This window comes from Streptomyces sp. H27-H1 (genome assembly GCF_026627445.1).
Lineage (GTDB): Bacteria > Actinomycetota > Actinomycetes > Streptomycetales > Streptomycetaceae > Streptomyces.
Genome location: NZ_JAPNLJ010000004.1, coordinates 265,729 through 291,926, shown reverse-complemented (window position 1 = coordinate 291,926; position 26,198 = coordinate 265,729). Strand labels below are relative to the sequence as shown.

General features: G+C 71.6%; 30 protein-coding genes and 1 tRNA gene. 17 read left to right on the top strand and 14 right to left on the bottom strand.

All coding sequences use genetic code 11. The features are described 5' to 3' along the window. Positions 1 to 66: 66 nt before the first annotated feature. A complete protein-coding gene (locus OTB20_RS06220) occupies positions 67 to 1,101 on the top strand; it encodes a peptidoglycan-binding domain-containing protein (protein ID WP_267815570.1) in 1,035 nt (344 codons plus the stop codon). A gap of 133 nt (positions 1,102 to 1,234) precedes the next feature. Next, positions 1,235 to 1,921, top strand: a complete 687-nt coding sequence (locus OTB20_RS06215) for an HAD-IA family hydrolase (protein WP_267815569.1) — start codon at positions 1,235 to 1,237, stop codon at positions 1,919 to 1,921. 522 nt (positions 1,922 to 2,443) lie between these two features. On the opposite strand, the gene OTB20_RS06210 is transcribed toward OTB20_RS06215, so the two are convergent. Then, positions 2,444 to 2,896: a VOC family protein gene (locus OTB20_RS06210; protein ID WP_267815568.1), complete on the bottom strand. Its 453-nt coding sequence runs from the start codon at positions 2,894 to 2,896 to the stop codon at positions 2,444 to 2,446. 120 nt (positions 2,897 to 3,016) lie between these two features. Here OTB20_RS06210 and OTB20_RS06205 point away from each other — a divergent pair, with 120 nt between their 5' ends. The 7 genes from OTB20_RS06205 (at position 3,017) to OTB20_RS06180 (ending at position 8,830) form a co-directional block, all read left to right on the top strand. Further along, complete coding sequence (locus tag OTB20_RS06205) at positions 3,017 to 3,223, top strand: hypothetical protein (RefSeq protein ID WP_267815567.1); 207 nt, start codon at positions 3,017 to 3,019, stop codon at positions 3,221 to 3,223. Positions 3,224 to 3,505: 282 nt separating this feature from the next. After that, the gene (locus tag OTB20_RS06200) at positions 3,506 to 4,150 is read left to right on the top strand and encodes an HNH endonuclease family protein (RefSeq protein WP_420716336.1); all 645 of its coding nucleotides are present in this window, start codon (positions 3,506 to 3,508) and stop codon (positions 4,148 to 4,150) included. Positions 4,151 to 4,290: 140 nt separating this feature from the next. Beyond that, complete coding sequence (locus OTB20_RS06195) at positions 4,291 to 5,943, top strand: alkaline phosphatase D family protein (RefSeq protein ID WP_267815565.1); 1,653 nt, start codon at positions 4,291 to 4,293, stop codon at positions 5,941 to 5,943. Positions 5,944 to 6,102: 159 nt separating this feature from the next. Then, positions 6,103 to 6,729 (top strand): DedA family protein, encoded by a 627-nt coding sequence (locus OTB20_RS06190; RefSeq protein ID WP_267815564.1) that lies wholly within the window; start codon positions 6,103 to 6,105, stop codon positions 6,727 to 6,729. Positions 6,730 to 7,221: 492 nt separating this feature from the next. Beyond that, on the top strand, positions 7,222 to 7,737 hold the full coding sequence (locus tag OTB20_RS06185; protein ID WP_267815563.1) for a hypothetical protein: 516 nt from the start codon (positions 7,222 to 7,224) through the stop codon (positions 7,735 to 7,737). A 191-nt stretch (positions 7,738 to 7,928) separates the two neighbouring features. Beyond that, entirely contained in the window at positions 7,929 to 8,222 is a 294-nt protein-coding gene (locus OTB20_RS42395) for a universal stress protein (RefSeq protein ID WP_324290339.1), read from the top strand. After that, the gene (locus OTB20_RS06180; RefSeq protein WP_324290338.1) at positions 8,114 to 8,830 is read left to right on the top strand and encodes a universal stress protein; all 717 of its coding nucleotides are present in this window, start codon (positions 8,114 to 8,116) and stop codon (positions 8,828 to 8,830) included. Before OTB20_RS42395 ends, OTB20_RS06180 begins: the two co-directional genes overlap by 109 nt. On the opposite strand, the gene OTB20_RS06175 is transcribed toward OTB20_RS06180, so the two are convergent. The 3 genes from OTB20_RS06175 to OTB20_RS06165 all read right to left on the bottom strand — a co-directional run bounded on the left by OTB20_RS06175 (position 8,805) and on the right by OTB20_RS06165 (position 9,913). After that, a complete protein-coding gene (locus OTB20_RS06175) occupies positions 8,805 to 9,029 on the bottom strand; it encodes a DUF2277 domain-containing protein (RefSeq protein ID WP_267815562.1) in 225 nt (74 codons plus the stop codon). The genes OTB20_RS06180 and OTB20_RS06175 overlap by 26 nt on opposite strands. Positions 9,030 to 9,149: 120 nt before the next feature. After that, positions 9,150 to 9,602: a hypothetical protein gene (locus OTB20_RS06170; RefSeq protein WP_267815561.1), complete on the bottom strand. Its 453-nt coding sequence runs from the start codon at positions 9,600 to 9,602 to the stop codon at positions 9,150 to 9,152. Positions 9,603 to 9,841: 239 nt separating this feature from the next. Continuing rightward, positions 9,842 to 9,913 (bottom strand) — tRNA-Val (locus OTB20_RS06165). A 112-nt stretch (positions 9,914 to 10,025) separates the two neighbouring features. On the opposite strand from OTB20_RS06165, the gene OTB20_RS06160 reads away from it, so the two are divergent. The 7 genes from OTB20_RS06160 (at position 10,026) to OTB20_RS06130 (ending at position 15,383) form a co-directional block, all read left to right on the top strand. After that, on the top strand, positions 10,026 to 11,273 hold the full coding sequence (locus OTB20_RS06160; RefSeq protein WP_267815560.1) for a hypothetical protein: 1,248 nt from the start codon (positions 10,026 to 10,028) through the stop codon (positions 11,271 to 11,273). 360 nt (positions 11,274 to 11,633) lie between these two features. Beyond that, positions 11,634 to 12,167, top strand: coding sequence for a DUF4383 domain-containing protein (locus OTB20_RS06155; protein WP_267815608.1), 534 nt, complete (start codon positions 11,634 to 11,636; stop codon positions 12,165 to 12,167). Between the two features lie 216 nt (positions 12,168 to 12,383). Further along, a complete protein-coding gene (locus tag OTB20_RS06150; RefSeq protein WP_267815559.1) occupies positions 12,384 to 13,079 on the top strand; it encodes a FadR/GntR family transcriptional regulator in 696 nt (231 codons plus the stop codon). Between the two features lie 108 nt (positions 13,080 to 13,187). After that, positions 13,188 to 13,334 (top strand): hypothetical protein, encoded by a 147-nt coding sequence (locus OTB20_RS06145; protein WP_267815611.1) that lies wholly within the window; start codon positions 13,188 to 13,190, stop codon positions 13,332 to 13,334. 61 nt (positions 13,335 to 13,395) lie between these two features. Beyond that, positions 13,396 to 14,013, top strand: a complete 618-nt coding sequence (locus OTB20_RS06140) for a bifunctional 4-hydroxy-2-oxoglutarate aldolase/2-dehydro-3-deoxy-phosphogluconate aldolase (protein WP_267815558.1) — start codon at positions 13,396 to 13,398, stop codon at positions 14,011 to 14,013. Further along, complete coding sequence (locus OTB20_RS06135; RefSeq protein ID WP_267815557.1) at positions 14,010 to 14,984, top strand: sugar kinase; 975 nt, start codon at positions 14,010 to 14,012, stop codon at positions 14,982 to 14,984. The genes OTB20_RS06140 and OTB20_RS06135 overlap by 4 nt, the downstream gene beginning before the upstream one ends. A 189-nt stretch (positions 14,985 to 15,173) precedes the next feature. Continuing rightward, positions 15,174 to 15,383: an FmdB family zinc ribbon protein gene (locus tag OTB20_RS06130; protein WP_267754878.1), complete on the top strand. Its 210-nt coding sequence runs from the start codon at positions 15,174 to 15,176 to the stop codon at positions 15,381 to 15,383. Here the strand turns inward: OTB20_RS06130 and OTB20_RS06125 are convergent. The 4 genes from OTB20_RS06125 to OTB20_RS06110 are packed head-to-tail and all read right to left on the bottom strand — an operon-like array spanning position 15,380 to position 20,643. Next, positions 15,380 to 16,039 (bottom strand): O-methyltransferase, encoded by a 660-nt coding sequence (locus OTB20_RS06125; protein ID WP_267815556.1) that lies wholly within the window; start codon positions 16,037 to 16,039, stop codon positions 15,380 to 15,382. The two genes, OTB20_RS06130 and OTB20_RS06125, sit on opposite strands and share 4 nt — an antisense overlap. A 19-nt stretch (positions 16,040 to 16,058) precedes the next feature. Further along, a complete protein-coding gene (locus OTB20_RS06120) occupies positions 16,059 to 16,889 on the bottom strand; it encodes an HAD family hydrolase (protein WP_267815555.1) in 831 nt (276 codons plus the stop codon). Continuing rightward, on the bottom strand, positions 16,886 to 19,468 hold the full coding sequence (locus OTB20_RS06115; RefSeq protein WP_267815554.1) for a phosphoribosyltransferase: 2,583 nt from the start codon (positions 19,466 to 19,468) through the stop codon (positions 16,886 to 16,888). Before OTB20_RS06115 ends, OTB20_RS06120 begins: the two co-directional genes overlap by 4 nt. A gap of 8 nt (positions 19,469 to 19,476) precedes the next feature. After that, on the bottom strand, positions 19,477 to 20,643 hold the full coding sequence (locus OTB20_RS06110) for an HpcH/HpaI aldolase/citrate lyase family protein (RefSeq protein WP_267815553.1): 1,167 nt from the start codon (positions 20,641 to 20,643) through the stop codon (positions 19,477 to 19,479). Between the two features lie 193 nt (positions 20,644 to 20,836). On the opposite strand from OTB20_RS06110, the gene OTB20_RS06105 reads away from it, so the two are divergent. Continuing rightward, entirely contained in the window at positions 20,837 to 21,592 is a 756-nt protein-coding gene (locus tag OTB20_RS06105) for a TerD family protein (protein WP_267815607.1), read from the top strand. Positions 21,593 to 21,647: 55 nt separating this feature from the next. On the opposite strand, the gene OTB20_RS06100 is transcribed toward OTB20_RS06105, so the two are convergent. From OTB20_RS06100 to OTB20_RS06075, 6 genes are all read right to left on the bottom strand, one after another. Next, the gene (locus OTB20_RS06100) at positions 21,648 to 22,388 is read right to left on the bottom strand and encodes a TerD family protein (protein ID WP_267754869.1); all 741 of its coding nucleotides are present in this window, start codon (positions 22,386 to 22,388) and stop codon (positions 21,648 to 21,650) included. Between the two features lie 122 nt (positions 22,389 to 22,510). After that, the gene (locus OTB20_RS06095; protein ID WP_267815606.1) at positions 22,511 to 23,626 is read right to left on the bottom strand and encodes a DUF475 domain-containing protein; all 1,116 of its coding nucleotides are present in this window, start codon (positions 23,624 to 23,626) and stop codon (positions 22,511 to 22,513) included. 25 nt (positions 23,627 to 23,651) lie between these two features. Continuing rightward, positions 23,652 to 24,227 (bottom strand): TerD family protein, encoded by a 576-nt coding sequence (locus OTB20_RS06090; RefSeq protein ID WP_267754868.1) that lies wholly within the window; start codon positions 24,225 to 24,227, stop codon positions 23,652 to 23,654. 133 nt (positions 24,228 to 24,360) lie between these two features. Further along, entirely contained in the window at positions 24,361 to 24,936 is a 576-nt protein-coding gene (locus OTB20_RS06085; RefSeq protein ID WP_267815552.1) for a TerD family protein, read from the bottom strand. A 148-nt stretch (positions 24,937 to 25,084) separates the two neighbouring features. Beyond that, entirely contained in the window at positions 25,085 to 25,543 is a 459-nt protein-coding gene (locus OTB20_RS06080) for a peroxiredoxin (protein WP_267815551.1), read from the bottom strand. 171 nt (positions 25,544 to 25,714) lie between these two features. Then, positions 25,715 to 26,140: a DUF3052 domain-containing protein gene (locus tag OTB20_RS06075; protein ID WP_267754861.1), complete on the bottom strand. Its 426-nt coding sequence runs from the start codon at positions 26,138 to 26,140 to the stop codon at positions 25,715 to 25,717. Between the last annotated feature and the right edge of the window lie 58 nt (positions 26,141 to 26,198).

The window sequence follows — 26,198 nt, the reverse complement described above, 5'->3', positions numbered from 1 at the left end:
CGGACGGGTTGGGCGGGTTACCGAGGGTCTGCATAATCGCAGGCAGCGACCAGGGGAGGGATTCGAGTGAGCACTGAGCACTGTCCAGAATGCGACGCACCGGCGGAGGCCTGCGGCTGCGCCCGGGGCTTCCAGCCCTTGCGCGTCCGCCCGTACGTCACACTCCCCAACCCCACCACCCCACCCCACCCCGCCCGGCCGGACACCGCCACGCCCCCCGGCCCCTCGGACGGCGCCACGCGCCCCGACACGGCGAGCACCGCTGCGCCGCACACCGGCCCGGTGGGCCCCCCGTCGCACCCTGGCCCGGCCGGCGCCACCGCGCGCCCCGGCCCGGCGGACACCGGGGCGCAGACTCCCGCGTACGGGATACCCGTGGCGTCCCTGCCCGAAGAAACGATGCAGCTGCGACCCGTCCCGGCGCACGAGCCCTACGCGATGCCCGGTGCCTACGGCCCGTACGGGTCACACGAGGCCCGCGCGGTCGGGGCGCACGGTACGGAGGGTGGCGACGGGGCGTACTCGTCCGCACCCCCGCGGCGCCGCATACGCATCCTCCTCATCGCCGCCGCCTCCCTGGCGGTCATCGGCGCGGCCGCCCTAGCGCTGACGGCCTTCTCCGGCTCCGACGCCCCCGAGACCGCGCTCCTCGACGCGAAGCCCTCCTCCCCCGTGATCAGCCTGACCCAGGTCGCCCCGTCACGGTCCGCCGAGAGCGCCGCCCCGACCCCGTCGCCCTCCCGGTCCTCGAGCCCTTCCCGGTCCGCGTCGCCGTCTCCCTCACCCTCCCCGACCCCGACCCCGACCCCGAGCCGCTCGTCGACCCGCTCGGCCTCCCCGTCACCCACCCCGAGCCGCTCCGCGGCACCGTCCACTCGGCCCCCCGCACAGGGTCCGACACTCCAGTACGGGGACTCGGGTTCCGAGGTGGAGAAGCTCCAGCGCCTGTTGGCAGCCCAGGGCATTTACCACGGCAAGTTCGATGGCCGGTACGGCAGCCGTACGGAGTCGGCGGTCTCGACGTTCCAGGCGTACAACGGCATCGACGAGGACCCGTGGGGCGTCTACGGTCCGGCGACCCGTCGCGCCTTGGAGGGATAGAACACACGGGATCGGGTGGCGAGGACCCCCCTTTGTTTTGTATGGTTCAGGAACAAAGTGGTTCCGTCCTCACTCCCTGACCGGTGGACGGAACCACTTGTTCTTTTTCCCGTCCTGTCTGGAGTTCCTCCCCATGCCGGCCAGCACCACCACCACCACCGCCACCACCATCCTGACCGCCAAGGCCCTGCTCCTGGACATGGATGGCACGATCGTCAACTCGGACGCGGTGGTCGAGCGCTGCTGGCACGACTGGGCCGTCGCCCACGGTCTGGACCCGGAGAAGGCCCTCAAGGTGGTCCACGGCCGCCAGGGCTACGCCACGATGGCGATCCTCCTCCCGGACCGCCCGATGGAAGAGAACCTCGCCGAGAACGCGGTGATGCTCGCCCGTGAGACCGCCGACACCGAGGGCGTCGTCCCGATCGGCGGAGCTCCCGCCTTCATGGCCGCCCTCAGCGCCCTCCCGCACGCTCTGGTCACCTCCGCCGACGCGGCCCTCGCCACGGCCCGGATGACGGCCGCCGCCCTGCCGATGCCCGAGGTCCGGGTCACCGCCGAGTCCGTGCAGGCCAGCAAGCCGCACCCCGAGGGCTTCCTGATGGGCGCCGCCGCCCTCGGCGTGGACCCGGCCGACTGCATCGTCTTCGAGGACTCGGCCGCCGGCATCGCCGCGGGCCAGGCCGCGGGCATGCGGGTCATCGGCGTCGGCCCCCGCGCCGCCGCCCACCGCCCCACGGCCCACGTCCTGGACCTGACCGCCGTCGACGTCGCCACCTCCCCCGACGGCTCCATCACCCTCACGCTCCGGGCAGCCTGACCCACCGGACGAGGCCCGGACGGACCCGGGCCTCACGGACCCAGACCGGACGAGGCCCGGACGGACCCGGGCCTCACGGACCCAGACCGGACGAGGCCCGGGTCAGGCGGACCGGGCCGGGTGAGCCTGGCGGGACGCCCTGGCCCAGACAGGCCGGACTCAGCTGGGCCCGACGCGGGCGTAAGGCGGCCCTTGACCCGGGCAAGCCGGGTCCGGGCGAGCCGACCCCATCCCCATGCGGCGCAGACCCAGTCGGACCAAACACAGGCGAACCCGACCCGCGCGAGCCTGACTCAGGCGGCCTTCCTCGTACGGCCCGACCGAGGCGAGCTGGACCCGGGAGGCCAAATCCGGGCGTCAGCCCGTGGCCGGGTCCAGGCGGACCCGAGCGAGCCAGCCAGCCACACCCGCCTGGGCCGAGCCTTACCCAGGCTGCTTGTCCCAGGCGGTCCTCCAAAACCCGGCTGAGCCAGACCCGGATGTCGGGCCGGGCCAGACCTGATCAAGCCCCCACCTCCTGACTCAAGCGACGCAGAACTCGTTTCCCTCCGGGTCCTGCAGCACCACCGCGTAGTGCGTCTCCAGCTCGTCCAGCACCCGCAACACCGTCGCCCCCGCGCCGGTGAGCCGTTCCACCGTGCCGTCGACGCGCCGCGTCCGGAGCTCCATCGGAACACCGCGTCCACCACTGACCTTCAGGTCCAGGTGCACCCGGTTCTTGCCGGCCTTGGGCTCGGGAACCTGCTGGAACCACACCCGGGGTCCCCGCCCGGACGGATCCACGATCGACTCCGGCAACTCCCCCACCCCTTCGGGCAGCTCCTCTTCGGGCACCCCCATGCCCGCCCAGTACGCACGCCAGGTCGCATGCCCCTCCGGCGCCGGCTCCGGCACGTACCCCAGCGCCTCCGTCCAGAACGTCACCATCACCCGCGGGTCGGCGCAGTCGATGGTCAATTGCATCGTCGTCTCCATGGCCGCAGCCTTACAGTCAGGTCTGACAATGGACGGTACGTTCGACCGCGGCGCACCGGATCACGGGATCACCGGGTCATCGGAAGGCGCGGGCCGAGAGCTGACCACGGGGGGAAACTCATGACCGAACTGATCATCCTCTTCCTGCTGATGGGACTCGCAGGGCTGTACGCCGTCGTCAAGGTGATGCGCCGGGAAAGGCGCCGCCACTCGGAGACGGCGGACGGAGTCCGGATCGAGCTGGAGCGAACCGCACAGTTGCGCAAGGACCGGACCACTTACAGCTCCAACTCGGTCCACAACAACCCCTTCACGACCGGCCTCTGAAGCCAGATCACGGCGCCGCCCCCGGAACGACCGGGTGCGGCGCCGTTGCCATGCCTGCCGGCGTTCCCGTTCCCGATCCCGCAGTCGGTAGCCGGTAGCCGGTAGCCGCCGAATCCCAACTCGCCCACCCCAAGGCCGTCATCCACCTCGCCATGACATGCTCATGCCTTCAAACTGACACCTCACGCCCACCTCCACGAAACCCCCCGCGGCCAGCATGGCCACGCCCCACAGCACACCCGTCCCGTTCCCGCTCACCCTCAGGAGCCCCTGATGCCCTTCATACCCTCGCTCTACGCGCGTCGACTCGGCTCGCTCGCCTCCATACTCGCGGCGGCTTCCCTGGCCACCCTCCTCGCCGCCCCCACCGCCGCGGCCGCCCCTCCCACGCCCATCAGTGCCGCGGCCGCCCGCTCCTACCTCACCACCGTCACCCCGAAGACCGAAGGCTCCACCAGCGGTTACAGCCGCGACCTCTTCCCCCACTGGAGCACCGTCTCCGGGACCTGCAACACCCGCGAGACCGTCCTCAAGCGCGACGGTTCGGGCGTGGTCCAGGACTCCGCCTGCGCTGCCGTCAGCGGCAGTTGGTACTCCGAGTACGACGGCGCCACCTGGACGGCCGCCTCCGACCTCGACATCGACCACGTCGTCCCCCTCGCCGAGGCCTGGCGTTCCGGCGCCAACTCCTGGACCACCACAAAGCGCCAGCAGTTCGCCAACGACCTCACCCGGCCCCAGCTCATCGCGGTCACCGACAACGTCAACCAGGCGAAGGGCGACCTCGACCCCGGCAAGTGGCTGCCGCCGCGCACGGCCTACCGCTGCACCTACGCGCGCATGTGGGTCGGGGTGAAGCAGTACTGGGCCCTGAGCATGGACTCGACGGAGAAGACGGCACTGGTCAACATCCTCAACGCCTGCTGACACCCGCACCGGGCCCGTACCCGGGCCCGGACCCACCCCACCCTGGCCAAGGATCTTTCCCCCGCCAGGGGGAGGTGGACCACCCCCTCCCCGTCGTACCGTGATCGAACGGCAATGCCGGACGAAGGAGGGGGAGTTACATGGGGGCCTTGCGCCTGGGACCGCTGCTGCGCCACGTCGACTGGGCCGCGGGCGACTCCGCCACGATTTGGGTCGAGGCGGACCGCCCGTGCACCGCCGAGGTCCGCTGCGCCGACGGCTCCGGCGGCAGCGTCCACACCTTCCAGATAGCCGGCCACCACTACGCCCTGATCCCCGTCACCGGCCTCACGCCGAACTCCACCACGGCCTACGAGGTGCTCCTCGACGGCCTCCATGTCTGGCCGCTGCCCGACGACCCGTTCCCCCCGAGCACCATCACCACTCCGCCCGTGGGAAGGCCTGGCTCCGCGACCGCTCCCGGCCTCCGCCTCACCTTCGGCTCCTGCCGCCAGGCCGCCCCGCCGGCCGACAAGCGCGGACCGCACGGCCCCGACGCGCTCGACACCCTCGCCGCCCAGCTGGCCACCGACCCGGAAGCGGAGCGGCCCGACGTCCTGCTCCTCCTCGGCGACCAAGTGTACGCGGACCAGCTCTCCCGCTCCACCCGCCGGTGGCTCGCGGCCCGGCGGGACCTCCGCGAGGCCCCCGGCGCCCAGGTAGCGGACTACGAGGAGTACACCCGGCTCTACTACGAATCCTGGCTCGACCCGGAGATCCGCTGGCTCCTCTCCACCGTTCCGAGCCTGCACATATTCGACGACCACGACGTCATCGACGACTGGAACACCAGCGCCGCCTGGCTGGCGGAGATGCGCGCCACGCCGTGGTGGCAGGAGCGGATCCTCAGCGGCCTGATGTCGTACTGGGTGTACCAGCACCTCGGCAACCTCTCCCCCGCCGAGCTGGCGGCCGATCCCGTGTACGGAGCGGTCCGGGCGACCCCCGACGGCACCGACGCGCTACGGGACTTCGCCGCCTCCGCGGACGCCGACGCGGCCGCGGTCCGCTGGAGCTACCGCCGCGACTTCGGCCGGACCCGGCTGCTGATAGTGGACACCCGGGCCGCCCGGGTGCTCGATGAGGACGGGCGGGCCATGCTCGACCCGTCGGAGCAGCAGTGGCTCCGCGACAACGCCCTCGCCGGGCACGGAGGTTATGACCACCTCCTCATCGGCTCGTCACTGCCGTGGCTGATGCCGCCGCTGGTGCACGACGCGGAGGTGTGGAATGCCGCGCTGTGCCGGGGGGAGCGGGGCCCGAGGTGGGCCCGGATCGGGGAGGACCTGCGGCGGCGGAGCGATCTGGAGCACTGGGCGGCGTTCCCGGCCTCGTTCGCGGCGCTCAGCGACCTGATCGAGGAGGTCGGTACGGGCCCTCGGGCGCCGGCGACGGTGTGCGTGCTATCCGGAGACGTGCACCACGCGTACATCGCGGAGCCCCGAATACCGAGCACGGCACAGGTGTTCCAGCTGACGTGCTCCCCGGTGCACAACTCCATCCACACGGCCGTGAAATGGGGCTTCCGGCTGGGCTGGTCGCGGGCGGGCCGGTGGCTGGGCCGGGCCTTCTCCCGGCACGGCCGGACGGGCCGGCCTCCCCTGAGCTGGCGGCGTACGGGCGGCCCGTGGTTCGGCAATCAGCTCATGACGCTCGCACTGTCGGGGCGCTCCGCGCGGCTGCGCCTGGACCAGGCCCGCAAGGGACCCCGCCTGGTGACGGTCCTGGACCGCGACCTCACGCCTCCGAACTGACGCACGGAGGGGCGAAGCCGTCGCGCCGGAGCACGGCCCCGGGCGTCCGGTCCGTGGACGTCCGGCGTACGCTGTCCCGCTGTCAGCCGCCCCTGCCGCTCCCCGCGACGTCGCGGCGCCTCACGCCGAGGCACGTCAACCGGACTGGGGAGTCCCGTTTTGCTTGAGACTCTGGGCTCGCTGACTTCGAGCCCATGGATCTACGCCCTCGTGGCGCTGTCCATCCTGCTCGACGTGTTCCTGCCGGTGCTGCCGAGCGGGGTACTGGTGATCACCGCGGCAGCCGCCGCCGCGGCGGCGACCGGCGCTGCCGGACCGGTGCCCATGCAGGCTCAGGTGCCGGACATCCTGGCGCTGCTGGTCACGGCCGTCACCGCCTCGGTACTGGGCGACATGGCCGCGTACCGGCTGGCGCGGCGGGGCGGGGCCCGGCTCGACCGGGCCATCGCCCGTTCCCGCCGGCTCACCCGGGCCCACGAGCGACTCGGCACCGCCCTCGCGCGCGGCGGCGGCGCCCTGGTCGTGATCGCCCGCTTCGCCCCGGCCGGCCGTTCGGTGGTCTCCCTCGGCGCGGGCAAAACCCACCGCAAGGTCAGGGAGTTCCTGCCCTGGTCGGTCCTGGCCGCCATCGCCTGGGCCGGCTACAGCATCGCCCTCGGCTACTTCGGCACCCAGTGGCTGGGCACCACCTGGCTCGGCACCGCGATCTCCCTGATCGCCCTCTTCGCCGCCGGCGCCCTGGCAGCCTTCGTAGTCCGCCGCCCCACGCCATCCCCCACCACCTGACACCACCCCCACACCCGGCCGCCCCATCCCAAGGCCGGACCCCACTCCGCCCGGGTCCCCCATCCTGCGCCTGCCGCTCCGGTCCGGGCCCCACGCCCCGCGACGGCCCCCTCCGGCGCCCGGTCCCACGCCCCCGACCGGCCCCTGCTTGGCCCCGCTCCGGTCCCCGCGGCCCGTGTCGCGACCGGCCCCCCGTTCCGACGGCGACGGCGACAACGACTCCGGCAGCCGGACCAGCGACCGATAGCGCAGGGCTCCGGCGCCGTCCCAACCCCGAGAAGCCTCCCCGGGCTCCCCGTCCCGGCCCGGAGCCACTCCCCGTCCCGCCCCGGTCCGGGTCACGGTCCTGGTCCGGCCTCCCCCGAGCGGAGCAGTCGCTCACCCGTTCACCCGGCAGCGATCGCCGCGGCAGCGCCGGGCTCCTAGCGTCCAGAGGACGGTGCGCACCCGAATCCGCGCCGCGTCGTTCCCGGAGCCCGAGGAGTCCTCTCCATGTCCGCCACCCCGCACAGCCCCCGCCGGTACCGTCCGCTGCCCCGCCTGCTGGCCGTCGCCGCCGCGACCGTCGCCTTCACCGCGGCCGCTCCACCAACCCTCGCCCAGGCCCAGCCCTCCGGCAGCGTCTCCCCGACCAACGTCGCCCCCGGGGGCCGGGTCAGCCTCAACGTCACCGGCTGCGGCACTCGCACTGGCAAGGCCACGTCCCGTGCCTTCGGCGACGTATGGCTGACCCCCGGCAACGCCGAGGCCACCAACCTGTTCGGCTCCGCCACCACCTCGAGGACCATCAGCGCCGGCTCTCATCCCGTCACCTTCGAGTGCGGCGGCCCCGGCGGCGAGCGCGTCACCGTCGCTCTGAACATCACCCCGGGGGGCGCCCGTGGTGGACTCGGTGGCAGCGTCGACTCCGTGAGCCCGGTCGAGATCGCCGTCGGAGGCGCGCTCGTCGCGAGCGCGCTGGGCGCGGGCGCCTGGTTCCTGCGCCGCCGCACGGGCCACGCCTCCTGAGCCGACCCGAACCCCCAGCCAACCCAAGCCCCGACCGACCCCGAACCCAACCGACCCCGAACGGAACTAGTACGCCCCTCCCCGCCACGGGAGTGGCCAATGGTCCCGCCCCCGTTCGGGACTTTCCCCACTCCCGACCGGCGCCGCTCCCGCAAGGCTGAGTCCGCACCGCAGCCCCCGAGGAGCCCGCCATGGACCAGAGCCCGCGCCCCGTGATCGTCGCCGTCGACGGTTCCGCGAACGGCAACCGGGCCCTGGAGTGGGCCATTTCCCAAACCCTGATGGCCGGGGCCCCGCTGCGCATCGTGCACGCCCGCCTCTACGTGAACACCATCGGCGCGGCCGTGGAGTGCCTCGCGACCCCGTACTGGTCCGGGTGCGCGAGGCACTCCACGGCCGCGCCGGGCTCCCCCCGATCGAGTACGCCTCGTACCCTGGAGCCCCCGACCAGGTACTGCCCGGCCTGGGGGAGGACGCCCAGCTGACGGTTCTCGGATCGCGCGGCCGCGGCGGCTTCGCCGGCCTCCTCCTCGGCTCGAACGGCATCGCCTGCGCCGGCCGGGCCGCATGCCCCGTGGTGGCCATGCCGCGCGCCGAGCCAGCCCTGCGCGACCCGTACGGGCAGGTCGTACTCGGTCTCAACAGCGCGGCCCCCGACGAAAGCACCATTTCCGCGAGGCGGCCCGGCGCGGGGCCCGGCTCCAGGTCGTCGTCGCACACGCCTGGCCCGGCCGGACCTTCACAGCCGTCGACGCCATCGGCACCGCCGCGCCCGAGGAGACCGCCAACGCGCACCAGGTCGCAGCCCTGGCCTCGGCGCACCTGCGCCCGTACGCCCCGGCGGTTTCCGGAGGTGGAGATCGAGCAGCTGTCGGCGCCCGGCGACGCGGCCGGCCACCTGGTCGCCGCCTCCCAGGCCGCGGACCTGCTCGTCATCGGCCGGCATCGCAAGCCCCCCTCTCCCGCGCCTGGGCTCCGTCACCAACGCGGTACTGCTCCACACCAACTGCCCGGTCGCGGTGGTCCCCCCGGAAGAGGACGCCGTCCCGGCAGCCGCTTGACCGCCCCTACCCGGCCGCCCCCGCCCCCCTGACCTGAAGCCCCTCCAGCAACTCCCGGGTCGCCTCCGCGACAGCATCGACGGCAGCCGCGAAGACCTCCTGGTTGTGCGCGGCGGGCGCCCGGAACCCGGACACCTTCCGCACGTACTGCAAGGCGGCGGCCCGAATCTCCTCCTCGGTCGCCTTCTCCGGAATCACGGGCGGACGCAGCGTCTTAATGGATCGGCACATACCCCCACTATCCCGCTCCCGGCCGACCCGGCGCCCTTTCCGAGCAATACAAGAAGACCCCTCGCCGTGAACGGCGGGGGTCTCTCGAGTCGCGGACCTATTGGTGTCCGGTCAGGTTGCTCACTTCGGCGCCTTCCCCCGTGTGTCCGCGCCGGTCGCGGGGTCCACGAACGGACCCGGGCCGGGAATCACCCGGCCGGGCCGAACCTCGATCTCAGGCTTCGGCTCGGCAGGCTTCGGGTCAGGTTTGACCTCGCAGTACACCTTGCCACTGACGAATTTACAGCCGGGCATGTTCTCCACGTCCCGAGGCTGGTTGCCGCGCTTCTTATTGTTTTTGTGTCCGTTCGTTCGTTTGCCCACTCCATCCTGCTCGCCCCACCCGCCCCACCCGCCTTTGCTCTCATTAACAAAGTTCGTCTCGGCACGGGTGGCTGCGCTTGCGGCCAGATCGCCGGGATGCGGCGTAGCCGGGGCGGCGAATGCGCTGGTGGGCAGCAACGCGCCTCCTCCGACGAAGGTGGCCGAAAGGGCGAACATCGTCAGACGGTGCTTCCGGGAAATACGGGCCATGGGATTCTCCTTCAGTGGGGAAGTGGGAGATCCCAGTAAGCCCTCGGCTCGCAGGACACGTCATGTCCCCTCATCACGTGACTTGACAGGCAGCGGACCCACAACGGGCCAAACAGCCTGCGACTGCTCCAGCCGCTCTGGCGCCGACAGGTCGTCCCTGACGGTGGTCGCCGCCGATGTCGGTCAGGATGTGGACACAGAAGACCCCCCGCCGTGAACGGCGGGGGGTCTTCTCACTGTGGGCGCGGACGGTTTCGAACCGCCGACATCTGCTTTGTAAGAGCAGCGCTCTACCCCTGAGCTACGCACCCGTGGATGAGTGGACAGCCTACATGCAGGGCGTAGTCCCCACGCAAACCCGTTCCCGTGAGGGAGAATGGGCCGGGGCAGGGGAATTGCGGACCGGGTACGGGAGAGGCGACTGTGACGACGGCACCCCGGCGGTGGTTCGGTGGCGGGCGGGACGAGAGTCGGCGGGCGGATGCGCAGGCGGCGAAGGATGCCGCCGCGGCGGCGTTCTACGAGCTGGACACCGCTCAGCGGGATCTGCGGATCTCCATCGAGACGATCGCGGCCGCTGACGGCTCGCCGGAGGCGCGCCGGGCGAGTGAGGGGTTCGTCGCGCTCGGGCAGCGGATCGACCAGGTCAGCCATGTCTACATCGACGCCGTCGACGCGCACGATCTCGATCGGGTGGAGTTGGAGGCGTCCGCCGCGACGCGGGCCCGCGAGGAGCTGACGCGGGCCAAGGACGAGCTGGTGCGGGTCAAGGGCGAACTCGACCGGTTCGCTCAGGGCCTGCAGCCGCTGTTGGACCGGGCCGAGACCCAGCTGGCCCGGGTGGCGCCCGCCCGGGAGCGGGCCAGGGCCGCGCTGCTCGCGGCGAGCACGGCGCTGGACGACGTACGCGGCAAGGGGATCCGGGCCGACGACCTCGCCGCCCGGCTGGCCGCGCTGGGGCCGGAGCTGACCAAGCTGAACCAGGGCGCCGCGCAGCACGGGGTGCAGGAGACCGTCCAGCGCGCCGACCGGATCCTGCGTGACGCCGAGGCGATACGGGCCGAGGCGGCGCGGCTCCCGGAGCGGGCCGCGGAGATCGACCGGCGGCTGGTGAGCCTGCGGACCCGGGCGCAGGCGCTGCGCAACCGGGCGGACCGGGTGGATCCGGTCCTCAGCGAGCTGCGCCGGCGCTTCAGCGCGGCCTGCTGGCAGGACCTCCAGCAGGTGCCGGAGCAGGCGGTACGGGACGTCGCGCAGGCGGAGGAGCGGCTCGCGGAGGCCGGCCGGGCGCGCGACCAGCAGCGCTGGGCCGATGTGACGGCCCTGGTGGAGGCGGTGCGGACTTCGCTGGACGCCACCGACGAGGCGGTGTCGGCGGCGCAGGACCGGCTGACCCGGCTGGAGGCGGTGGCGCGGGACCCGCAGGCGGAGGTGCAGCGGACGCGGTTCGCGATCCGGGACGCGCAGCGGCTGGCGATGGAGGGCCGTACGGTCCCCGAGGACCGGCACGCGCGTCCGCTGGACGAGGCGGTGGCCCGGGTGACCCGGGCGCTGGCCGCCCTGGAGGACCGCCATCCCGACTACTGGGCCTTCCTCCAGGAGACGGAGGCCGTGCGGTCGGGCGTGCAGCGGGTGGTGTCGGACATCCGGACCGAGCGCGGCCACGCCTGAGCCGCGGCCCGGCCGCCACCGGCCGGGGTTGTCCGATGGTGGGCACCAGCGGATGCTGGAGGGGCCAGGAACGGAGCAGAGGAGGGCGCCATGGCCGCCCAAGCTTCCCCCACACACCACTGGCCCCACGGACCTCGCTGGTCCCGGGCCTCTCGCCGGTCCCAGGCGCCTCCCGCGCCGCCCCCGTCGCCCGTACCGCCCGTACCACTCGTGTCGCCCGCACCGCACGAGTCGTACTCGCCGCACGCGCTCTACGGATGCCACGAGCCGCATGAGCACTACGCGCCGTACGTGGCCCACGAGCCGTACGGGCCACCACCCACGCCCGGGCCGTCCTTCCCCGCGGTACTGAACCGCGTCATGCGTCCCGTCAACGCGCAGCTCGACGAGCACCTGCCCACCGATCACAAGCTCAGCCAGGTCTACCGGGTCGGCGCCGGCCTGACCGGGCTGCTGCTGGTGCTCTTCGGGATCCTGGGGCTCATCGACCGGATCGGATTCTTCGACACCGGCGGGGACACGGTGCTCGCGCTCAACACCAACGGCGCGCTGAGCGTCCTGTCGATCTGCTTCGGACTGCTGCTGTTCGCCGGGATGGTGATCGGCGGCAGCTTCGCCTCGACGCTCAACATCGTGCTGGGACTGCTGTTCATCGCGAGCGGGTTCGTGAACCTCGCACTGCTCGACACTCAGATGAACTTCCTGGCCTTCCACATCCCCAACGTGCTGTTCAGCTTCGTGGTCGGCGTGATGCTGATGTGGTTCGGGATGTACGGGCGGGTGGGCAGCGCCCTGCCGCACGACAACCCGTACTGGCGCGCACGCCACCCCGAGCAGGCGTCTCGGGAGCACCGGGCCCGTACGAGCGGGAGGCCCGTGGGCAGGCCGGTGTAGGCGGCAGACCGACGCGGGGTCCGTCCGGTGCGGGAGCCGGCCGGGCCTATGCGTTGACGCGCTCGGCCTGGTCAGCCGCCGCCACCACCAGATCCGGAATCCAACACTCCGGCTACCCGTCGCAATAATTGCTAATTAACGATTACTTGTGCAATTCTTTGCCATGCCGGGGGGCAAAATAGGCATTAAAGCCCCAGAACGGCGAGGGAAACCGGGATGATCAGCAGCAGCGAGGCCGCCTACGTCGGCCGCGGAGTCCACAAGGCGGCGGTGGAAGAGCTGGCCCGCAGGATCTTCGACGGGAGTTACGACGCGGGTTCCACGCTCGACCTGCCCCGCCTCATGGAGGAGCTCGACGTCAGTCAGACGGTGCTCCGCGAGGCCGTCAAGGTGCTCATGGCCAAGGGCCTGCTGGACGCCCGTCAAAAGCGCGGCACCTTCGTGCGCCCGCGCACCGACTGGAACCTCCTCGACGCCGACGTCCTGCGCTGGAAGCTGGCGGCCGGCGCGTCCGACCGCTTCTTCTCGGACCTCCTGGAGCTGCGCCGCTCGATCGAACCGGCCGCGGCCGCGCTCGCCGCCGTACGGGCCACCGCGCAGGACCTCGCCGCGCTGGATGCGGCGCTGACCGCGATGGCGGCGAGCGGCTCCGACCCGGTGCTGCACGTCCGGGCGGACGCCTCGTTCCATCTGGCGCTGCTGACCGCCTCGCACAACCTGTTCTTCACGCAGATGTACCGGGTGATCATCCCGGCCCTCGTGGAACGCGACCGCACGGTGCACCTGGGAGAGGCCGAGCATCCTTACGCGATCCATCGGGCCGTGGTCGACCAGGTCCGGGCCGGGGACCCGGACGGGGCGTACACGGCCGTGCTCGACCTACTCGACGTGGCGAAGCGCGACCACGCGTAGACCCCGCAGACCGCCGGCCCGCAGACCGAGTCCCGCTGCCCCCCCATGAAATGACACCGACCGCCGTGAAGCCCCCGCATCGAGACGTCCGAGGCGCCACCGCGCCGGATGTTCGTCCGTACCGAGCGGCGGCCGGGCTCCGGCGTCGACATCGACATCGACATCGAGGCTGCCGTCCGCGCAGCCGACAAGAACGGCCGAGCGTGGCGCGACCTTGAGTGGCGCCACGACGACGGCTCCTTCGCCGAGCGGTGAGCCCCCACCACCACCCGGCACCCCTCCCCCACCCCCCGCACATCAGAAGGCAGGCATTCCCATGGAGTTCGGCGCAGCGCTGCGACAAGAGCGGCTCGTCGCCATCGTCCGCGGAAGGGACGTGGAAGCGTCCTTCCGTACCGTCATGACCCTCGTCGAAGAGGGCGTCCCGCTCATCGAGGTCTCCCTCAGCGGGGCCGGCGCGCTGGAGGTCATCGGCCGGGCCCGCAAGGAGCTCGGCGACGAGGCGTGGCTCGGGGCCGGCGCGGTCCTCACCGCCGAGGACGCCCAGCGGGCCGCCGAGGCCGGAGCCAACTTGATGGTCACCCCGGGGCTCGGCGCCGGAGTGGACGAATCGGTCCGGCAGGGGCTGCCGGTACTGGCCGGGGTCATCACCCCGACCGAGGTCATCGCAGCCGACGCGGCGGGGGCAGTCGCGCTCAAGCTGTTCCCGGGCTCGATCGGCGGACCGGCGTACCTGCGGGCGCTGCGCACCCCCTTCCCCGACCTGCCGTTCGTGCCGGCCGGCGGACTGGACTCGGCCAGCGCGGCCGAGTTCCTGTCCTCGGGCGCGGTCGCCGTCGGCGTCGGCGCACCGCTGATCGGTGACGCGGCCGACGGTGGCGACCTGTTCGCGCTGCGTCGCCGGGCCGCGGAGTTCAGGGCGGTCTGCGCATGACCGGGCCCGGGCCGGACGTCTTCACCTTCGGGGAGACGATGGTCGCCCTGCGCGGCGGCCCGCTGCGGCAGGGCGGGACCGTGGAGGTTTCCGTCGCGGGCGCCGAGTCGAACGTCGCGATCGGGCTGGCCAGGCTCGGCCACTCGGTCCACTGGGCGGGTGCGGTCGGCGAGGACGAAGCCGGTGAGCTGGTCCTACGGACCCTGCGCGCCGAGGGTGTCGACGTCAGCGGGGCCTCCCTCGACGACGGCGGGGCCCCGACCGGGCTGATGCTCGCGGAGCCGAGGCCCCCGGAGCTCGGGCGGGTCCGCTCCCGGGCGGGATCGGCGGGTTCGCGGCTCAAGGCCTGCTCCGTGGAGCGCGCCTTCACCGCGGCCCGGCCGACGGTCCTGCACCTGACCGGGATCACCCCGGCCCTCTCCCGCTCGGCCCGCTCTGCGGCGGCCGTAGCCCTGCGGCTCGCGGCCGAGCACTCGGCGCTGGTCTGCCTGGACGTCAGCTTCCGGGCCGGGCTGTGGGACGGGGAGGAGGCGGCGGCGGTGCTCCGTGAGTGGGCGCCGTCGGTGGACGTCCTCATCGCCTCGGACGGCGAACTCCCGCTGTGCCTGCCACCGGGCGGGCCGGCCGACCCGGCCGGCCAGGCCGGGGAACTGACGGCGCTCGGGGTCGGCGAAGTGGTGGTCAAGCTCGGCGCGGCCGGGGCGACTGCCTACGCGGAGGACGGCTCGGCGGTCCACGCACCCGCGCGTGCCGTCGATGCCGTCGATGCCGTCGGCGCGGTGGGTGCGGGCGATGCGTTCGTCGCGGGGTATCTGTCGGGGCTGCTCGACGGACTGACCACGGCCGGGCGGCTGGACCGGGCGGTGACGGCCGGCGCCTTCGCGGTCGCCTCGCCGGGCGACTGGGAGGGCGCTCCGACACGGGCGGAGCTGGGCCTTCCCCCGGCGTCCGCCACCACACCGGCCCCCTGACCCCGGCGGAGCCGGGTACACCGCTGCGCGGGGCTCGCCCCTTACCCTCCCTTCGCCCGTTCCACCGGGGTCCGGGGGCGGAGCCCCAGGCGACGGCGCCGCGCGTGGGCCCGCGGGCGCGGGCAGGGCCCGGGGCCACACCCTCTCGGGGATTCCGGGGAGCGGCCCGCACTGCGTAGCCTGTACCGCATGCCCCGTTACGAGTACCGCTGCCGGACCTGCGAAGACACCTTCGAGGTCAGCCGGCCCATGGCCGAGTCCTCCGCCCCCGCCGACTGCCCCGCCGGTCACGCCGACACCGTCAGGCTGCTCTCCGCCGTAGCCGTCGGCGGAACCTCCGCAGCCCCCGCCGCACCGATGGGCGGCGGAGGCTGCTGTGGTGGGGGTGGCTGCGGCTAGCGCTTGCGGGAGAGGGTGATGCCGTCGGAGATCGCCAGCATCACCGACTCCATGCGGGGGTCCGCGGCGACGTGGTCGTTGTAGGCCTGGACCCCCGCCGCCGCACCGGTCGCCGACGGGTCCAGCACCGCGCCGTGGTACAGCGTGTTGTCCGTGACGAGCAGCCCGCCGGGGCGCAGCCGCGGCACGAGCTCCTCCCAGTAGGCGATCTGGCTCTGCTTGTCCGCGTCCACGTACGCCAGGTCGATGTGCGGCTCGGCCGGCATCGCGCGCAGCGTCTGGAGCGCGGGCGCGATCCGCAGGTCGATGCGGTCCGCGACCCCGGCCTTCGCCCAGGCTTCGCGCGCGTACGCGGTCCACTCCTCCGAGACGTCGCACGCGATGAGGCGTCCGTCCGCCGGCATGGCCTGCGCCATCGACAGGGAGGAGAAGCCGGTGAAGGTGCCGACCTCCACGATGTGCCGCGCGCCGGTCAGCCGGACCAGGAAGGCCAGCAGCGGCCCCTGTTCCTCCGCCGACTGCATCCCGGACACGGCCGGGAACACCTCGTACGTGGTCGCCACCAGCCCCCGCTGGACCTCGTCCAGCGGGGGGTTGTGCGCGAGCATGTACCGGTAGAGCTCGTCTGTGATCTTGGTGCTGTTGCCCTTGGTCATGGGCCCAGTGTGCCCATGATCAGGTGGAGGGTGTGCCCAGTCGCGCTACTTCGCGGGTGAACGACCGCACGATCTCCTCGCCCGCCAGCACGCCCGCCTGCGTCAGCGCCGTGACGTGCGGCGCCGTCCAGTCGGCGTCGGCCAGCTCCCCGTGGCCCGGCCGCCAGCCCGCGTCCGCCGCGAGCAGCAGGTCCGCGTCGAGCAGTGAGTCCCCGGCGGCGAGCGTGGTGGTGGCCTCCGTACGCCGGGCCACCTCGTGCATCGCCGCGCTCTTGGTCAGCGGACGCGGGACGGCGTAGATCTTCCGGCCCTGCAGCGAGACCGTCCAGCCGCGCGCCTCGGCCCATTCCGTCAGCGCCTTGATCCACTCCGCGGGGACCAGTGCCCGTTCCACGACCAGGTACGCGAACAGGTCCTCCGCCACCCGCGCCTTGCGCAGCCACTGCGGGTCGGCCACGGACATCAGGTGCGCGTTCATCTCCTCCAGCGGAGCGGATTCCGCGGCGAGCCGGGCCGCGACCTGGCGGCGCCAGTCCCGGTCCGGGACCCCGTCCACCAGCAGTTGGCCTCCGTTGGCGCAGATCGCGTACTTGGCGGGCCGCCCGGGGAAGCGGATGCGCTGGTACTGCTTGCGCGTGCGGGTGGTGGTCGGCACGAACACCGCACGCGGGTCGGCGGACAGTTCCGCCAGCAGCCCCGCCGCCGTCTCGGTCATGTACGACAGCGGCTTGCTCTCGTGCACCTCCACGCACAGCAGTCGCGGGGCCACCGGGTCGGGCATGGTCAGGGCGAGCGCGGCCGAGGAGTAGATGAGCGTGCGGTCGAGGTCACTGGCTACTAGGACGGTCACTTGGTGGACACAGCCTTTCCGTCGGCGCCCGTGGCACCGCGCGTGAATCGGGGATGGATGAGTCCTACGCAGGTGTAGGGCAGGCCGTCGACCTCTTCGACCGGCACCCCCCGCTGCTCCGCGAGGAGTCGTACGTGGTCGAGGTCGGCGCCGGCGCCGCGCTGCGCGAGGATCTTCCACGGCACCCGGCGCAGCAGCACCCGAGTCGTCTCGCCGACTCCGGGCTTCACCAGGTTCACATCGTGGATGCCGTACTCCTCGCTGATCCGCTCCACCGCCCGCCAGCCCACCCAGGTCGGTGTGCGATCCGCGGCGAGGAGCTCCTTGACCTCGGCGTCCACGGCCTCGGCCACCTCCTCGAAGTGTGCGGAGACGGTGTCGACGAACGCGCGGGAGACATCGGCCCCGGCGAGCTCGCGGTAGAACTTCGCGCCGTGGAAGTCTGCGGGCCCGACCAGGTCGGACCTGAGCACCGTACGCGAGACCAGCCCGGACACAGTGGAATTGAGACAGGCGGAGGGGATCAGGAAGTCCTCGCGCGTGCCGTAGGTCTCCACGCACGAGCCGGGGTCGGCGAGGACCACGATCTCCGGGTTGAAGCCCTCGAACTCGCCCAGGGCCTCGCGCAGTTCGCGCGAGATCGCCCCCTTGCCGGTCCAGCCGTCGACGAAGACGACATCGGCGGGATCGTGGTGGGCGGCCAGCCAGCGCAGCGCGTTGGCGTCGATGCCGCGGCCGCGCACGATGGAGACGGCGTAGTGCGGCAGGTCCAGGCCGTGACGGAGCTGCGCCCAGCGCCGCATCAGCACACCCACGGGGGTGCCGGCGCGGGCCAGGGAGACCAGGACGGGCGAGGGGGACCGTTCGGCGAGGACCGTCTCGGTGACGGTGCCGACGGCGCGGGCCATCCGGGCGGCGGAGGCGGTCAGCGCGCTCTGGTAGAGCTGCTGGTACTCCGGGGACGGCTGGTACTCCACCGGCAGCGATTCCGCGTAGTGCGCGCCGCCCGCCTGGATGGCCTCCTCGCGCTCCTCGGTCGGAGCCTCCAGCTCGATGTCGGAGAGGTCCTGGAGCAGCCAGCCGACGTCCTCGGCGGCGTAGGAGGAGAAGGCGGGCCCGCGCAGAGGTTCGCGCAGGGGCTCGGTCATGATCGGCTCCTGCCGGTCGGATGTGTACGCGGGCACGTGCTCGGTGTCCACGGGCGCGCGCCCGGGCGTGTACGGAGCCGCGTGCCCGGGCGTGTAGGACGGCAGGACGGCCAGCAGGACCCGGCCGGTGTGCGGGGCCAGCTGCGCGAGGAGCCCGTCCGGTGCGTGCAGCGCGGCGGTGTCCCCGGCCGAGTCCACGACGGCGACCACGGCGTCGAAGCCGGCGCCCGCTGTGCTGGAGACGTTGTACGCGTACCGGTCCGCGGGCCCGTCGGCCGGGTCGTCGTGGGCGGGGAAGACGAGCCGGGTGCGGATCGCGTAGCCGGGGTCGTCGACGGCGAGCACCGGCGAGCGGGTGGTGGTGGAGAAGCGGACCTCGGCCGCCGCGCCGGACGCCTCCAGGGCCTGCGCGAGGCGCAGCGGGGCGTACATCAGCTCCTCGTTGCCGAGTACGAGGACCCGGGCGGGTGCTGCGGCGGGCGCGGGTACGGCGGCGAGTGCGGCCGCGAGCCGGCCGGCCAGGGCGGGCAGTGCCGCGTTCAGCGCTTCGCGGTGCGCCGGGGTGAAGCCGTGGCGGCCGCCGTCGGGTATCCCGGCCGGCCAGTGCAGCTCCACGCGCGTGACGGCCTGCCCGTCGGCCGCCTGTATTCGCCCCGCCTCGGGCTGTCCGGCCGCTGCCTTGGCCTCGTACTCCTCGACCAGGGCCTGTCCCTTCGCCAGCACTCCCTCGGGGAGGGAGACGGTGCCCGAGGCCAGGGCGATCAGGTCGACGCGGGCCCCCAGCTCGGCGGCGAAGGCCGTCAGGCGGTCGCGGTCGGCCGGGGAGCGCATGTCCACGAGGGCGACGACCACGTAGTGGCCGCGCGGGTGGCGGGCGTGCAGGTCGGCGATGGTGTTCAGGACGGTGTTGCCGGTGGAGAACTCGTCGTCCACGAGGACCAGCGGGCCCGAGCCCGCCAACAGCTTCGGGTCCTCGGGCAGCAGCAGGTGCGAGGTGGCGTGCGAGTGCGCCTCCTCGAAGCCGCCCGCGGGCTCCACGCCGGTCACCGGACGGCGGGTGGAGTGCAGGTACGGGGCGCGGCCCAGGCCGTCGGCCACGCAGTGGCCCAGCCCGGTCGCGGTCTCCGCGTACCCGAGGACCACGGCCGAGGCCGCCTGCGCCTCGCCCAGCAGCTCCCGGACCCGCTCACCGAGCCCGTACCCGGCGGCGTACACGGCCGCCGGGGACTGCGGGACGTGCTTGCCCAGCACCTGCGAGACGAGCAGGTGCGCCCGCTTGGGGTTGCGTCGCAGCGCCAGCCCGAGCAGCTCTTCGAGCGCCGGCCCGCCGGTCCCGGTCCCCGTCCCGTCCTGCAGGCCGACGCCCAGCCGGTCCGCGACCCACGTTCCCGACCACACCGCTTCGATCTTCTTGCCCTTCCTCGCAGTCAACGGCCGGCTCACACCTGGAGCCCGGCCGTGAGGAGATCGACGAAGCCGACCTCCTCCTTCGCCACACCGAAGACCTCGGCGCGCAGCATGGTGCGCTCGGCCCAGGCCCGGTGGGGCTTCACCTCGTTCATCTTGTTCGTGTAGGCGGAACGCATCACTCCGCCGCCCCCGCGCTCGGGGCGCAGGATGTCTTGAGCATCGCTGAACTCCTCGTGCGACACCACCGAGAGCGCGTGGACCGGGGTGACGTGGGCGGGGTGGATGCAGGTCTTGCCCAGCAGCCCGTTGGCCCGGTCGAGCTCGATCTCGCGCAGCAGTCCGTCCAGGTCGTGCTCGATCAGCGCGGTGCGCAGCTCCTCGACGCCCTCCTCCAGGAAGGGGCTGCGGCGCAGCTGCGGCTTGAAGAGGCGCTGCTGGCTGCGGAAGTACTCCCACACGGGCCCGGTGACGGTGAAGCCGGTGCCGTCGGCGCGGCTGAGCACGTTGACCACGTCGGCGATCACCCCGGCGACGATCTGCACGTCGTAGGCGGTCATGTCGGGGGTGCGGCGCAGCCCGTACGCGGAGCAGAAGTCCGTGACGCCCAGGCGCAGGGCCAGGACCCGCTCGCGGTACTTGTTGACCGTGCGGGAGATCCCGGCGAGGGTCTCGACCCGGGTCTCCAGGTGGAGCAGCTCGGGGGTCTCCAGGACCGGCATCGCGTACAGCCTGGGCTGCCCGCTCGCGGCTTCCGCCTGCGCGACGGCGTCGAGGAAGGCCATGCCGCGGCTCTCGCTGAACTTGGGCAGTACGAATCCGGCCAATCGCGCGGCCGAGCCGCCGAGCCGGTGCACGAGGTCGGGAATCTGCTCGGGCTCCCGGACGCGGATGAAGAGCAGCGGGAGCTCCGCCGGGTCCTCGTGGAGGGCGGCGAACTGCCGGACGAGGTTCTCCTCGCCCCCCACGACATCGGCGTCGCTGATGGAATCCTCCAGGCAGAGGACCATGGAGACGACCCCCAGGGCGGCCTGCTTGCGGATGTCACGGGCGAGCTGGGGCCGCGTCGCCGGGCTGTAGAGCGTGGCCCCCAGTGCGGCCGCGAGCGTGGCGGCGGGGGAGGTGGCGGTGAATTCGGCCGGCTCCTGGTGGAAGAGGTCCTTTCGGACGCTGGGCGAGATGTGCCCGAAGTGACGCATGTGCTTCCCCCGTACTGCCTCGGCGGCCGATCTGGCATGGCCGGTAATAGTACGTACGAATCTGATTCAAGAGTTCCCCAAGCACATGAAATCCAGGTAACCCTCTTGCACCATGCCCAGGTCTCGCGATCCGGACAAGGTCTACGGGGGGCCGCATTGTCCCGGTCGCGCCCGGGAGGGCAGGATGACCGGCATGACGCACGCGATGCAGAAGGGCTCCAACATCCCCGTGGCCGCCGTGGCGGTCCGCGCGGTGCTGCGCTGGACCGGGGGGCCCGACGTACCCGACGTGGACGCCTCCGCGCTGCTCGTGGGCTCGGACGGGCGAGTGCGCTCGGACGAGGACTTCGTCTTCTACAACCAGCCCCGGCACCCCTCAGGGGCCGTCTGGCGGCTCGGTAAGAAGCAGCTCGGCGACGGGATCACCGACGCCGTACAGGCGGACCTGCGGGCCGTCACCCCGGCCGTGGACCGGATCCTCGTCGTCGCCTCCGCCGAGGACGTGCCCTTCGAGCGGGTCAGCGACCTGCGGATCCTGCTCTACGACGCCACCGCGACGGGCGGCTCCGAACCCCTGGCCTACTTCGACGTGCGGCCGGAGACGGGCGCCGAGACGGCGCTGATCTGCGGCGAGATGTACCGGCGCGGGGACGGGTGGAAGTTCCGCGCGCTCGGCGAGGGCTACTCCAACGGGCTCGTCGGCCTGGCCACCGACCACGGGATCTCCGTGGACGAGAACGCCCCCGAGCCCCAGGGACCGGGACAGGCCCAGCCCCACCAGACCCCGCCGGCCTCTGCGGTGACCCCGGAGCCGACCACCCAGGCCCCGCCGGACGCCCAGCCCGCCTACGGCTACCCGCAGCCGGTGGCGCAGGCCCCGGTGCCGGCTCCGGCCGGGGACCCGTCATTCCGGCTGCCGGCGCAGGGGCCGCAGTTCATCCGCCGGTGAGCGGCGGGGCCCGCCGCAGCCGCCCGGCCGCTGCCCGGCCCCGCCAGGTCTCCCGTCATGTCTTCGTCTTGTAGCCCCGGCCCCACTGGAGGCCCCACCCGTACAGGCGGTCCAGCTCGGCCTGGAACCCGTAGACGAAGGTGACCTCGCGCCGCACGATCAGCTCTCCCTTGACGTTCTCCAGGGAGACGACCGCGCAGGACCGGGCGTGCGGGTGGCGTTCCTCCAGGGGTATCTCTATGCGCGGCCCGGTGATCGGGTAGAGCGTGACCAGGGCGTGCGTCCGGTCGAAGGCCGGGGTCTGGTCGTAGATGTACACGAAGACCAGCAGCCGCTTGATCTCCTCGGCGTGGTCGAGATTGACGAAGATGGTCTCGCCGGAGGGCGCCCCGAAGCGGTCGTCGCCGCTGAGTTTCACGTACGGCGGACTGTTGATGTCTCCGTGCAGGTTCCCCAGGGGCTGGACGACGCCCCGGGTGCCGTCGGTCAGCTCGTAGAGGCAGCCGATGTCGAGGTCGACATTGACCATGCCCTGGGTGTGCGCCTGCACCATGTCGGGCTTGAACAGCTTGAACGGATGCCGGAAGAGCTGCCCGCTCTGGCCGGCGCTACGGCCGCCGAAGTCCGAGGTGCGCATCCGCCACGAGAGGTTCACGCGCAGATTGCCGTGCACCGCCCCTTGTTTGGTGAGCGATACCGTCGGACGGCGTTTGGTCAGTTCGATCGCGTTGGACGAGGCACTGCCCGACTGGAACTGCGTGCCCCGGCTGCCCCTGATGCCGTCGAAGAATCCCATCCCCACAACCCCCTGATCCCTTCGAGCACGTGGCCCCCTGCCGACATGCGGACGGGGCGGTCCGGCAGGTCCGTGGACCGCCGGACCGCCCCGCACTTGAGCGTTCCGCATTACCGCCGCGATCATGCCTCGGCGGCGGAACCCTCCAGTTCCAGACGCTTGTTACGGCGCACCGAGGACCAGAAGGACCATCCGATCAGCACGACGCCGACGAGGCCGGTGATGACCTCGTTGATCTCGTACTGGATGGTGACGAGCAGGATGACGGCGAGCGCGCCGATGGCGTAGTGCGCGCCGTGCTCCAGGTAGACGTAGTCGTCGAGGGTGCCCTGGCGGACCAGGTAGACCGTCAGCGACCGGACGTACATGGCACCGATACCGAGGCCGAGGGCCATGATCACGATGTCGCTGGTGATGGCGAAGGCACCGATGACCCCGTCGAAGGAGAAGGAGGCGTCGAGGACTTCGAGGTAGAGGAACATGAAGAACGCGGCCTTGCCGGCCATGGCGACGGCCTTGACGGGGCTGCCGCTCTTCTTCGCCGCTTCCTCGGCCTCGTGCTCGTTCTCCTCCTCTTCCTCCAGCTTGTTCTCGAAGTAGCCGGAGAGGCCGCCGACGATCATGTAGGTGATCAGGCCGAGGATGCCGGAGATCAGGACCGTCTGCGCCTTGTCCACGTGAGCGCCGCCGTGCTGGTGGGCATGGACGGCGAAGGTCATCGAGGTGACGACCAGGACGATCAGCGCGATGCACGCCGACAGCATGTCGATCTTGCCGAGCTTCGCGAGCGGACGCTCCAGCCATGCGAGCCACTTGATGTCGCGGTCCTCGAAAACGAAGTCGAGGAAGATCATCAGCAGGAACATGCCACCGAAGGCGGCGATGGACGGGTGGGCGTCCGTGACGAGCTGCTTGTACATGTCCTGGTCGGACACGGCGAGGTCGACGGCTTCGATCGGCCCGATCTTGGCGCTGATCGCCACGATCACGATCGGGAAGACCAAGCGCATGCCGAACACGGCGATGAGGACACCGACGGTGAGGAAGATCTTCTGCCAGAAGGCATTCATCTTCTTCAGGATTCCGGCGTTGACCACCGCATTGTCGAAGGACAGCGAGATCTCAAGGATGGTCAGGATCGCAACGACCCCGAAGGCCTCCCACCCCCCGTAGAGCACCGCTGCGACCAGTCCGAGCGCAGTGACTGCGAACGACCAGCCGAAGGTTTTCAGAACCACTGGCATCCCATCGTGTTGTACGGCTTTACGAAACGTTGACCCCGAAGTCTAGAGCGATGCCGCGGAGCCCCGACGCGTACCCCTGCCCCACCGCACGGAACTTCCATTCGCCGCCGTACCGATAGACCTCGCCGAAGATCATCGCGGTCTCGCTGGAGGCGTCCTCGCTGAGGTCGTAGCGGGCCAGTTCCTGACCGTCCGCCTCGTTCACCACACGGATGAAAGCGTTGCTGACCTGGCCGAAGCTCTGCCGACGGGCCTCGGCCTCGTGGATCGAGACGGGAAAGACGATCTTGTCCACGCCGGCCGGGACCTCGCTGAGGTCGATGATGATCGACTCGTCGTCGCCTTCACCCTCGCCGGTGAGATTGTCCCCCGTGTGTTCGACGGAGCCGTCGGGGCTCTTCAGGTTGTTGTAGAAGACGAAGTACTCGTCCCCGAGCACCCGGCCGTTGTTGCACAGCAGAGCGCTGGCGTCGAGGTCGAAGTCGGCGCCCGTGGTCGAGCGCGCGTCCCATCCGAGGCCGATCAGAACCCGGGTGAGGTTCGGCGCGGCTTTGGAGAGGGAGACATTGCCCCCCTTGGCGAGTGTGACGCCCATGTTGTGGTCCTCCCCGGACGACGGTGGCGGTGTGCGGTGTAGCGGTGCGGCGGTGTGGCCGTAAAGCCGGTCCGGCGCCGTACACACAGTGCACGGCGCCGGACGGTGGAACGACTGCTCTGGCGGAGCAGGCTCAGACGTTCACGCCGAAGTCCTGCGCGATACCGCGCAGGCCCGAGGCGTAGCCCTGGCCGATGGCGCGGAACTTCCACTCGGCGCCGTTGCGGTAGAGCTCGCCGAAGACCATGGCGGTCTCCGTCGAGGCGTCCTCCGACAGGTCGTAGCGGGCGAGCTCGGCGTTGTCGGCCTGGTTCACGACGCGGATGTACGCGTTGCGGACCTGGCCGAAGCTCTGCTGGCGGCTCTCGGCCTCGTAGATCGAGACCGGGAAGACGATCTTGGAGACTTCGGCGGGCACGCCGGCGAGGTTGACCTTGATCGCCTCGTCGTCGCCCTCGCCCTCACCGGTGGTGTTGTCACCGGTGTGCTCGACCGAGCCGTCGGGGCTCTTCAGGTTGTTGAAGAAGACGAAGTTCGCGTCGCTGGCGACCTTGCCCTGGTCGTTGGTCAGGATCGCGCTGGCGTCGAGGTCGAAGTCGACACCGGTGGTGGTGCGAGCGTCCCAGCCCAGACCGACGATGACGGCCGTCAGGTTCGGCGCGGCCTTGGACAGCGAGACGTTGCCGCCCTTGCTGAGGCTGACTCCCACGGGTCCTCCATAAGGTTTTGTGTGGGGCAGGGCCCCGTCGTGCGTTCTCACCGGATCAACGTTTTGATCCTAGTGACGGGTTCCCGCCTGTACGGACTTATTCGAGGCGATCGTGCCACGCGCCCGCGGCGCGGGCACGCAGGCCGGATCAAAGGCTGTCGAGGGCCTTGATGTACTCGTTCAGGTCACGTGCGTCGGGCAGTCCGTTGACGACGCTCCAGCGCACGATGCCGTCCCGGTCGATGACGAAGGTGCCGCGCACCGCGCAGCCCTTCTCCTCGTCGAAGACCCCGTAGGCGCGGGAGGCCTCCCCGTGCGGCCAGAAGTCCGACAGCAGCGGGTACTCCAGCCCCTCCTGCTCGCCGAAGACGCGCAGGGTCGGTACGGAGTCGTTGGACACCGCGAGGAGCTGCACGTCGTCGTTCTGGAAGCGCGGCAGCTGGTCGCGCAGCTCGCAGAGCTCGCCGGTGCAGACGCCTGTGAAGGCGAAGGGGTAGAAGAGCAGCACGACGGCCTTCTCCCCCCGGAAGTCGGAGAGCCGCACGACCCTGCCGTGGTTGTCCTTGAGCTCGAAGTCCGGAGCCTTGTTGCCGACCTCGATGGCCATCTGTCGCATCCCTTCGTCCCGCGTCCCTGCGTTGGGCTGTTCGGGTGATCTCAGCTTATGGGTCCACCGCGCGTCCGGCCCCTGTCCGCCCGCGAAAACGCACACACCCCGCCCACCGGGAGGCTTCCCGGTGGGCGGGGTGTGTGGATCCGCATGGCTGCGGGGCGCGGCTCAGCGCTTGGACTTGGCCGTCTTCGGAGTCACCAGCTTGGTGGCGGTCCACTCCTTGCCGACGGGGAGGCCCTTGGCCAGCGAGAGGCCGGCGGTCTCGGCGGCCTCGCTGATGTCGCTGGCCTCAACGAAACCGTCCTTGCCGGTCTTGGGGGTCACCAGCAGGATCAGTGCGCCGTCCTCGACCAGCTCGGTCGCATCGACCAGGGCGTCCGTCAGATCGCCGTCGTCCTCCCGGAACCACAGCAGAACCGCGTCTGCGACATCGTCGTAGTCCTCATCGACGAGTTCGGTGACGTGACCCTCTACGGCATCACGGAATTCCTGATCGACGTCGTCGTCGTAGCCGATCTCCTGGACCACCTGTTCGGACTGGAAACCCAGCCTGGCGGCCAGGTTCTCCGCGTGGTCCGCGGTCGCGCTCACGGGGTGCCTCCTGCTCATGTTCGGTGAATGTTCTTCGGCGGCGCGCGTACGCGCAGCA